Here is a 10,552-nt window from a genome sequence, read left to right on the forward strand (position 1 = left end):
TGCATCTTGTTTACCTTGCCGTGCCGATTGATCAGTGAGCTATGGCAGTGCGGACATTCAGGGTTTTCAACCATCCGCTCCTCAAGCTCTGTTATCAACTGTGAGACGCTATCAGTGCCTTTCAGCAGCTTCTCAACATAACGGGTTTGACTATCTGTTAAGTGTTCTAACTCGGCTATAAGCTTTGTAAATTGTGCTGGGATCATGATCAACCCTCAATAACTGTATTCATATACAGTATAGCAACAATTTAGCAGAACATAGCCAAACGAATTTATCATTCTAAGCGCGCACTCAGACCACATTGGTGTGAGTAAAAACTCGGTGTTGAAAGACAAAATCAACAATGGTGCGATGGATAATGCCAGTGGAGTATCCACCCTGCTTGAAATCGCTCACGAATTTCATCATGCCAAAGAAAAACCCAAACGTTCGGTAATCTTTGCTTTTGTGACCGGTGAAGAGAAGGGCCTGTTAGGCTCAGAATACTACGCTACTTATCCTACAGTGCCCATTGATAACATTGTTGCCAATGTGAATCTGGATATGCCTATCCTGACTTACCGTACTAACGAGATTATTGCCTTTGGCGCTACCCATAGCTCACTGGAAGATACGGTTAGCAGTACCTTGCTGAAAAATGAAATGAAGCTGATTGAAGATCCAATGCCTGAGCAGGCCATATTTGTGCGTAGTGACCAGTATAGTTTTGTTAAACAGGGTGTACCGGCTGTTTTCTTAGTGCCGAGTCTGGCGACTGAAGTAAAAGATGCCCTTGCCGTATCGCCACAAACATTCCTGGCTAAGCATTATCACATGCCTTCGGATGATTTAAATTTACCGATTGATTACGAGTGGGCCGCGCAATTTGTTGAAATCAATTACGCCATTGCCCGGGATTTGGCCAATGCGCCTGAACGTCCTGCCTGGAACAGCGATAGCTTCTTTTCTACCCTGGGTAAAGACTAACTATTTGTTTCTGCTGGCCGTCTGCATTCGCAGGCGGCTTTTTATTCTGCCTTTAAACCCGCCCAAAATCAGCCATACTTAACATCAGCCAGATACCTGACCTGACGCAAATTATGTATTTATTTGCGCATAATTTTTGTACAGGTTACTTGAATCCGGATTTATTCATACCCATAAAGAGAGCAAGGTTATTAGCACGGTTAAAAGAGGTTTCCATGCGTTTAGATAGATTTACCAGCAAGTTCCAGATTGCGATCTCAGATGCGCAGTCTCTTGCTTTGGGCAGAGATCATCAGTTTATCGAGCCCGTGCATTTGATGACAGCATTGTTAAATCAGCAGGGCGGCACCGTTCGTTCCATGCTGGATCAGGCTGGCGTAAATGTAAATGCGCTACGCTCCGCACTTTCCCAGGCTATTGAAAGACTGCCACGGGTAGAAGGTATTGGCGGTGAAGTACAGCTAGGCAAAGACAGCGTTGTATTACTCAACCTGTGTGACAAAATCGCCCAGCAGCGCAAAGATGACTACATCACATCTGAAATATTCGTGTTGGCGGGTATTCAGGATAAAGGCCGTTTAGGCGATATTTTCCGCGAACTGGGTGTTACCAAAGAAGCCATTGAAAAAGCCATTGATGATATGCGCGGTGGACAGAAGGTCACCGATCCTAACGCCGAAGACGTACGTCAGGCATTAGAGAAGTACACCACCGATCTCACTGAACGTGCAGAGCAGGGTAAGTTGGATCCGGTGATCGGTCGTGACGATGAAATTCGCCGCACCGTTCAGGTTTTGCAGCGCCGCACTAAAAACAACCCGGTATTAATTGGTGAGCCCGGTGTAGGTAAAACCGCTATTGTTGAAGGACTCGCCCAACGCATTATTAATGGCGAAGTGCCGGAAGGCTTAAAAGACAAGCGGGTGTTGTCGCTGGACATGGGTGCGCTGGTAGCAGGGGCTAAATATCGCGGCGAGTTTGAAGAGCGCCTTAAAGCCGTACTTAATGAGCTTGCTAAAGAAGAAGGCCGGGTAATTCTGTTTATTGATGAATTACACACCATGGTTGGCGCGGGTAAATCCGACGGTGCCATGGATGCTGGCAATATGCTCAAACCGGCACTTGCCCGTGGTGAGCTGCACTGCGTGGGCGCGACTACCCTGGATGAATATCGCCAGTATATCGAGAAAGATGCCGCGCTGGAGCGCCGTTTCCAGAAAGTACTCGTGAATGAACCCAGCGTAGAAGACACTATCGCTATACTGCGAGGTTTAAAAGAACGTTACGAGCTGCACCATTCGGTAGATATTACTGACCCGGCCATCGTGGCGGCGGCAACCTTGTCGCACCGTTACATCAGCGACCGGCAGTTACCTGATAAGGCTATCGATTTGATTGATGAGGCAGCCTCGAGTATTCGTTTACAGATTGACTCCAAACCCGAAGAGATGGATCGACTGGAGCGCCGTATCATCCAGCTCAAGCTGGAAGAGCAGGCGCTGGCGAAAGAAACCGATGATGCCAGTCACAAGCGACTTGAAATGATCGAGCTGGAGCGCGAACAGGCAGAAATTAAATTCGCCGATCTGGAGAAAATCTGGAAAGAAGAAAAAGAAGCCATGCAGGGCACCCAGTCAATTAAGTCTGAGCTTGAACAAGCCAAGCTGGATTTAGAGATTGCCCGTCGCGCATCCGACTTAAACAGGATGTCTGAGCTGCAGTACGGCCGGATTCCTGAGCTTGAGATGAAGCTGGAAAAAGCGGCGGAAAACGAGAACAAAGAAACTCTGTTAATGAAAAACCGGGTAACGGATGCCGAAATTGCCGATGTGCTTTCACGCTGGACCGGCATTCCTGTATCAAAGATGCTCGAGGGTGAACGAGACAAGCTACTGCGCATGGAAGATGTGCTGCATAAGCGGGTGGTCGGTCAGCATGAAGCGGTAAACGCCGTATCTAATGCTATTCGCCGCTCACGTGCCGGGCTTGCCGATCCGAATCGTCCGATTGGTTCGTTCCTGTTCTTAGGGCCAACCGGGGTAGGTAAAACAGAGCTGTGTAAATCATTGGCCGGGTTTATGTTTGATACCGAAGAAGCCATGATCCGCATAGATATGTCGGAATTTATGGAAAAGCACAGCGTGGCTCGCCTGGTCGGTGCGCCTCCGGGCTACGTAGGATACGAAGAGGGCGGTTATCTAACCGAAGCGGTTCGCCGTAAGCCTTATTCTGTGATCCTGCTTGATGAGGTAGAGAAAGCCCATCCGGATGTGTTTAATATTCTGCTGCAGGTGCTGGATGACGGTCGCTTAACTGACGGTCAGGGCCGCACTGTAGATTTCAAGAATACCGTAGTGATTATGACGTCTAACCTGGGCTCCGATATTATCCAGGATAAGCATCAGGAAAATCAGTACGAAGAAATGAAATCCATGGTGATGAACGTGGTTGGTCAGCATTTCCGGCCGGAATTCATTAACCGGGTAGACGATATAGTGGTGTTCCATCCGCTGGGTAAAGAGCAAATTAAATCGATTGCGAAAATTCAGTTGGCGTCATTACGAGCTCGGCTGGCAGACAAAGGTTATAAACTTGAGCTGTCTGCAGGAGCAATGGATAAACTGGCTGATGCCGGGTTCGATCCGGTATTCGGAGCTCGTCCGCTCAAGCGGGCTATCCAGACGCAAGTGGAAAACCCGTTGGCGCAACAGTTGCTATCGGGGGCTATTCTGCCTGAATCCACTATCCGTATTGATGTGGATGGCGAGCGATTGGTTATTATCTGATTGGCTAAACAAAACTAAAAAAGCCGGCAAATTTGCCTAATGCCAGTCAGTTAAGCTGACTGGCATTTTTCTTTGAGGGGTACTTAGCCGGTCTCTTCCTTACCACTCGTGGATAATACCTGTCAGGTCGTTTGTCCGGTAACCTCATCATCCTCAACGATTCCATCAGGTATTCATAGTGAACTGGCAGCTTGGTCACTGTGTCTGGGATAGTAGTCAGGAAGAACACGATGATATGCCTCATGCAGAGTCCGAAGCTAAGCCTGGAGGGTGATAGCTCCGGCATATCTTTGACGGCATCAAGCATCATCAACCTAATCAAGTTGTAGGCGAGCAACAGCCCCCACAGTTCCTGACGCACCATCTCAGGCTTCTTGCTACGAAGCGTCAGTTTTGCCTGATGCAGAGTCTGTTTCATTTCCCTGAAACCCAACTCTATTTCCCAGCGCTGAACATACACATCAACAACTTCTGCATAGGGAAACTGCATCGCATCAACCATTGAACTAAGTACGCGATAGGTCTTCCCGTCGACTTCGTAGCGGGTAAGTCTCGCTTCAATAGTTTCAGGTAAACCATCAAACTTCTTTCGTGCCTGAGGCGATGTCTCAAGGGTCACTAAAGCATCATGTTCGCTTAGTTGATGTTTCACTGTGTACTGTAAATCTTTACGGGCGGGAAGCATCCAGTGCGTGTTAACCCCTTTAGTCATCCACAAGTACAGTAGCCCTAGCGAGTAATAGCCTCTGTCGAACAGGGTCAGAGAGTGATCAGGAACCGAAGGGATAAGCCGCTCTGCGAGAGACATCTCTCCCACATTCCGGCTGTCAAATTCACTGGCCAGAAGAAGGTGACTGGACGTTTCCATCAGACTGCACATGCGTACCTGCGGGTACGGATTATCCCCCCTGGCATTCCGGTCGCAACCAAATGCATCAAGATTCTCAGCGGTATCCTGAGCACGAAACATCACGCCATCAACCGCCAGTACATTTAAACCACACCACTGCTCAAAAGCGTACTCGCCAAATGCCCGCTGTGCCATCAGTTTAAAAGTGTGTCCGACGGCATCTTCCCCCAGTCGTTGGCGGGCTTGTACTAGCGCACTAGGCGCAACAAAACGGTTTTTGCCCGGTAGCGAAACATCGAGTTTATTCGCAATGTCCCAGACAGGATCGTTACGGAAAAGACTCATACCAACAATGGTAAAAACGACCGAATCCAGAGGTAATCGACGACGCCTGACGGTCGCTACACCTGATAATTCATAAGCTTGCTGGAGAAGTTCAGGGTCAACGAAGGACTTCAATTTATCGATAGCATTCAAGTCTTCCGCATGACTAAATGTATCATCGAGGTGTGTAAGTAAAGACATAAAAAAATCCGATACCAGAGACTGATATCGGATTGTGAACCCGTAGAAAGATCGGTCAACCGATCAGTATAAATTTCTTAACTGATCGGCATTAGGCAAATTTGCCGGCTTTTTTGTTACTTACAAGCTGTCTAGCAAAGCTTGCGCTTTACTGCGATTGTAGAAGGGGCGCTCAACGGCGACCGCTTTTTTCAGTTCTTCTTTTGCTTCCTGGTTACGGTTTAACTTCGCCAGTGCATAGCCAATGTGATAACGGATTTCCGGGTTATTGGAATCCCGGGCAAAGGCTTTTCGCAGATGACCAAGGCCATCTTCCAGTTGTCCTTTCTGCACGAGTATCCAGCCCAGGGTATCCAGAATGTCGGGATTGGTGCTGTTTATCTCGAAAGCCTGCTCAATATATTTATGGGCGTCATTGATATTGTCGTGTAAGGCCATAATGGCCAGCTTGTTCAATACGATGGCGCGGTTAAAAGTTTTATCTTCATCGAGTAACGATTTATACAATGCCGTCGCTTTATCGAAATCCTGTTGCACGAAGTAAAACTGCGCCAGCAGATTTTTGGTTAGCAGGTTATCCGGCGAGGTTTGCAGTGTTGCTTCAGCCCGATCTATAAATGCTTGTTTATCTCCGCCCATCAGCGCCAGCTCATATAGGTAAAGCATTGCCTGATGGAAGTCAGCATCCAGTTGCAGAGCTTTGGTCAGCGCGGTAGTTGCTTGCTGACGGTTGTTTGTATTGTCATCGTAAAGGGCCTGTACCAACCAAAAATTTGGGTTATTCGTATTTGCTTTACGGATATCATCGAGCAGGGCTTTGGCGTCTTCGAATAACGCTGACTCAATTAATAAACGCACTTTCTCCAGCTTTAACTGCGTACTGTTCGGCGCAAGTTGCAAGGCAAAATCGATTGAGTTTATTGCGCCGGGTTTGTTGTCGATGGCTTTTTGTAAGCGGCTCTGCTGTAACAGTTGCTCTACCGAGTTGAGCGTAAAATGTTCAACTACTGAGAGTGTCTTTTGTGCTTCGGAAATGTTGCGTTTCTGAATATACAAAGAAGCTTTAAACAACAAATAGTCTGCATTATCGAAGTCATTCACCAATAACCGGTCAATGTGATAAAGCGCCTGATCATAGTCCTTCATTGAGCCATATAACTTGGCTAACTCAAACCTGGCATAGTTGAAATCGTTATTCAGAATCAGCACGTCATTATACAGATCCAGTGCCTCCTCAATATCGCCCAACTGTACGTTATTGTGGGCCTTCAATAACATCGATTGCGCGTGCTGAGGTGATGTTTTCAGTAACTCTTCTGCGAGTAAATTGGATTCTACAAATTCGCCCTGGCGACTTAATATGGCTGCACGGTTGAATTTTGCAGCAAACAGATCAGGTTGTTTAGCCAGTGTGTCAGATAGCACGTCCAATGCTTCATCGTAGCGCTGTAAGCGAATAAGTATGCCCGCTTTCAGATTCAGGAAGTCGGCTTCGTCGGGGTATTTTGACAATATTTCATTAGCGCTTTTTAAAGCGTCCTCTTCAATGCCGGCCTGCAACTTCATCATGCTGTAGGTAAACAGGAATGTTACGTTTTCCTTATTTTTCTCGTAATTACTGTCGAGGATTGCGATGGCTTCGTCAATTTTACCGCGATTCGCCATGAGGCGGATGCGGAACAAACTGACCCGGGCATCTTCTGGGTATCTCAGGGATAATTCATCGCTGAGCTTTTGAGCTTTAAAGGCTCGGTTTTGCTTCAGGTATAAGTCGCCTAGCAGCAGCGCTGAATCGATATTATCGATGAGTTTATCTTCGTGCTTTTCCAGCAAGGTGAGTGCCTGACGGTTTTGCTGGGTCATCAGATAAGTTCGGGCTAACAAAATAATAGCCTGAATGTCACCGGGGTTATTCTGCAAATATTGAGAGAAGTCCTTAGCTGCCTGTTCGGTATTACCGTGGAAAAAGGCAGTTAAGCCGCTGATATATAACAGGACCGGTTGGTCTGCAATGATATCCGGCGATAAGCTGCTCATGATTTCGTTAAGCTGCTCGAGCCGCTTATTGCTGACCAGTTTTTCTTTATCCTTACTTTCCAGCCAACTGCTGAGCAGAATTGCTAACGGATCGTTAGGTGTTTTCTCAATAATTTCGTCTACAAACGCCTGAGCGCTATCAAAATCGTTACTTTCCAGATAAATGTCAGCCAGCTTTCTAAGCGTAATGGGATCTTCCGGAGCTAACTCTAACGCATGTTGCAAGTGCGTAATGGCGGTATCATAGTCTTCATTGGCTCGCGCCAGCTGACCTTTAAGTCGCCACGTGACGTGGTCCTGATCATTTATGCTGATAGCTTTATCGAGGTAGTCACCTGCCTGCTCGAGCTTATTTTCAATCAGCGCCACAGACGCCAGTCCATTATAGGCCGGGGAGTAGTTGCTATCTAATTTCAGACTTTGCTGATAAGCCTCATTGGCACAGTCAAAGCGTTTCAGTCTGGTACAGGCAGTAGCACGGATCTGAAGCCACTTAACCTTTTGCTCAGTGACAAGCTTGTCTGTCTCATTAAAGTTAACCACTTTCTGGTATTTATTTTGGAACAGCAGAGCATTACCTAATGGCTCCGCGACAAGATTGATATCCGCCCCCTGATCCAGCGCTTCGTAGAATTCAGTTTCAGCAGCCGACAGATAGCCATTCATAAGCAAAATTTTACCCATCAGAATTTTCGCCGCCAGGTTATCCGGGTCTTGTTTGAGACTATTCTTTAAATGGATAAAGGCCTCGTCATAACGGGTTTGGCTGTAGGCTGCGAGCGCTTTCTCATAATCTTCTTCAGAGCTGGCCAGGGTATATGAACTGGCTAGTAAGCCGGCTGAAATCAGAAGGGTAGACGTCAATCGCATAGTATTTCTTTTTTATTCAAATGGATATTTTGGATTGTGTACAAAAAAGGTGGCAAAAGCCACCTTTGAACGAGAATGAAATTGAATTTATTTCGCTTGTTTTTTACGCCACGCTGCAAAACCGCCAGCAAGTAATAACAGAGCAAAAGAACTCGGTGCGTTTACTGGATCAGGCTCACCGTTATTGTCTTCAACCTGATTAAAGCCGATTGATGTAAGCTTAAAAGCATCATTATTTTCAGAAAAGCCATCAACATAGGCAAACAGTGAGTTATAAGCACCTACTAACCAGTATTGAGAAGTGCCAGTCGTGGTAAAATCAGAATGGTAGGTGCCATTGCTGCCACCGATTTGGAAGCTGCCTTTCAGAGAACTATCGAGATTGCCTGCAATCTGACTCCAGGTAGCTGAACCCGATGTCAACTGATTAATATCTGATAAGCCTGCAACAGAAACCTGTTGCGTACTCGTGCTACCACCTAACCAGTTAAAAGTAGCGCCTGCTAATGATACTGACTCAGAAAACGAGAACAAAACCATGTCATAATCAGACCAATTGCCCATGTTGTCGATTGCATGAGAATCGCTGTGATTGTCAAAGTTGGCTTCGTCTTGGTTAGTGACACCAAAACCTTCACCCCAAGGTCCGGAGAAACTTGCAGAAGTAACAATGTCGTCATTTCCACCTGCAGTGTCAGACCAGGCTGTTACAGAAATAGAAACACCGTTAACCACCACTGTACTATTGGTTGGATCGATGTTTTCATAAAGTTGATAATTTTGCTCAGACGTCGTCAGGTCATAGACCGACGCGTTTGTCCAGCTATCACATCCAGTGTTTACATTACATCCAGAACTGCTCCCTGTAGCACTGGCAACGCCTGAAGCGAATAAACCAATAGTGCTCAGAACAAGAACTGTCTTATTACAGTTAAACCGCATACTTCACTTCCTCATTAACTACGCATTCTTGCAAAATTTCTTTAGCAAAAAGTGATCCAAAATATAAATCTTTTAAAATTCAATAATGTAGAATTGCTTGTCAGTTAAATTTACGGTTGGTGTAAATTATCCTGACATAGCTATGGATGAGAAAGTGCTTCAACATGGCAGTTTCATAATCCCTTGATTTGCATTCTATAAGTAATGGTCATCGGGTTATGTATATGATCCGATAAGTAGTTATATCACGTACGAGTCAGGGTATATAAAAGTAGAAATGCTTTGAAACTTAAAATCGTTAAGCATGTCCATTGAGATTATGAAATAATGAGCGCCGTTTGTAGCTATAGAGAAAATCATGTCAGAAAGTAAACATAAAGGTATCTATTTGTTGCCGAATCTTCTAACCACTGCCGGTTTGTTCTCAGGCTTCTTTGCTGTGGTGTCTTCTATGAACGGGCGCTTTGAGGCTGCTGCGGTGGCAGTATTCGTGGCCATGATATTTGACGGACTGGACGGAAGGGTTGCTCGCATCACTAATACACAGAGTGATTTTGGCGCGGAATATGATTCGATGGCTGATATGGTGTCATTTGGCATGGCACCAGCGCTGGTGGCTTACAACTGGGGCCTGAGCGATCTCGGCAAACTGGGTTGGTTTGCTGCCTTTATATATGTAGCAGGCGCTGCTTTAAGGCTTGCTCGTTTTAACACCCAGGTTGGCATTGCCGACAAGCGTTTTTTCCAAGGGCTGGCCAGTCCGGCAGCAGCAGCTGTTGTGTGCGGATTTGTGTGGTTAGGTGTGGAGTACGATATTAACGGCGATGATATCGGACTTATCGTGGCGTTAGTTACCGGCTTATCTGGCTTGTTAATGGTCAGTAACTTTAAATATAACAGCTTTAAAGAAGTAAACTGGAACGGTAAAGTACCTTTTGTTGCACTGCTGGTCATTTTGCTTATCTTTATTATCGTTGCCACCGAGCCTGCATTAGTCTTATTTATTGTATTTGCGCTTTACGCATTGGCGGGGCCAATCAATACATTCAGAACGGTTGATAAGGTAACCCTGAGTGATGTGGTTGGCGATCAGGTTGAAGACGCAGATTTCGTTTCCAAGGTGAGTGCGGAGGAACCAGAAGAAACGTCGGCTAAAGATCAGAGCACAGACGATATAAAAGAACCAAAAGACGAAAAACCGTCTAATTAGTACAGAGAATATACTGATTGATTAAAACGCGACCAAACGGTCGCGTTTTTTAGTTTTATTGCGAAATAATAGTTGACGTTAAAAACCAAATGCGTAGAATGCGCGGCTCTTCAACGGGGAACGCCCAAACAGGCCAACCCGGCATAACGCGAAAGCCTTATGGGAAGCGGTATACAGCGACAATGCTTCGAAAATAAATTTTCAAAAAAGTGTTGACGCAGAAAACCAAAAGCGTATTATACGCATCCCGCTTCGGCAGGTTCTGAAAGAACGCTGAAGCAGCAGAACGACGTTCTGCATTGTTCTTTAACAATTTATAACAAGACAATCTGTGTGGGCACTCATTAAGAGTGTCAACAACGA

Annotated in this window: 7 protein-coding genes and 1 pseudogene; 3 read left to right on the top strand and 5 right to left on the bottom strand. The window is 46.1% G+C overall.

The window, feature by feature from the left end; all coding sequences use genetic code 11:
• Nucleotides 1-206: pseudogene (locus C6Y40_RS11400) on the bottom strand (IS1595 family transposase); the annotation flags it as partial.
• A 73-nt stretch (nucleotides 207-279) separates the two neighbouring features.
• Between C6Y40_RS11400 and C6Y40_RS11405 the strand changes: the two are divergent.
• Nucleotides 280-969: a M20/M25/M40 family metallo-hydrolase gene (locus C6Y40_RS11405; RefSeq protein WP_276309513.1), complete on the top strand. Its 690-nt coding sequence runs from the start codon at nucleotides 280-282 to the stop codon at nucleotides 967-969.
• Between the two features lie 215 nt (nucleotides 970-1,184).
• On the top strand, nucleotides 1,185-3,755 hold the full coding sequence (gene clpB / locus C6Y40_RS11410; RefSeq protein ID WP_105934697.1) for an ATP-dependent chaperone ClpB: 2,571 nt from the start codon (nucleotides 1,185-1,187) through the stop codon (nucleotides 3,753-3,755).
• Between the two features lie 46 nt (nucleotides 3,756-3,801).
• On the opposite strand, the gene C6Y40_RS11415 is transcribed toward clpB, so the two are convergent.
• The 3 genes from C6Y40_RS11415 to xdp1 form a co-directional block, all read right to left on the bottom strand.
• Entirely contained in the window at nucleotides 3,802-5,130 is a 1,329-nt protein-coding gene (locus C6Y40_RS11415; protein ID WP_105934698.1) for an IS4 family transposase, read from the bottom strand.
• Nucleotides 5,131-5,250: 120 nt separating this feature from the next.
• Entirely contained in the window at nucleotides 5,251-8,037 is a 2,787-nt protein-coding gene (prsT, locus tag C6Y40_RS11420) for an XrtA/PEP-CTERM system TPR-repeat protein PrsT (RefSeq protein ID WP_105934699.1), read from the bottom strand.
• 87 nt (nucleotides 8,038-8,124) lie between these two features.
• On the bottom strand, nucleotides 8,125-8,979 hold the full coding sequence (gene xdp1 / locus C6Y40_RS11425) for an exosortase-dependent surface protein XDP1 (RefSeq protein ID WP_105934700.1): 855 nt from the start codon (nucleotides 8,977-8,979) through the stop codon (nucleotides 8,125-8,127).
• Between the two features lie 358 nt (nucleotides 8,980-9,337).
• Between xdp1 and pssA the strand changes: the two genes are divergently transcribed.
• Nucleotides 9,338-10,189, top strand: coding sequence for a CDP-diacylglycerol--serine O-phosphatidyltransferase (gene pssA, locus C6Y40_RS11430; RefSeq protein WP_105934701.1), 852 nt, complete (start codon nucleotides 9,338-9,340; stop codon nucleotides 10,187-10,189).
• 157 nt (nucleotides 10,190-10,346) lie between these two features.
• Here pssA and C6Y40_RS24985 read toward each other — a convergent pair.
• Nucleotides 10,347-10,552, bottom strand: a 206-nt coding sequence (locus C6Y40_RS24985) for a hypothetical protein (RefSeq protein WP_205664765.1), incomplete at its 5' end; no start/stop codon positions are given.

It is taken from the genome of Marisediminitalea alba, assembly GCF_002993365.1.
Classification (GTDB): domain Bacteria; phylum Pseudomonadota; class Gammaproteobacteria; order Enterobacterales; family Alteromonadaceae; genus Alteromonas; species Alteromonas alba.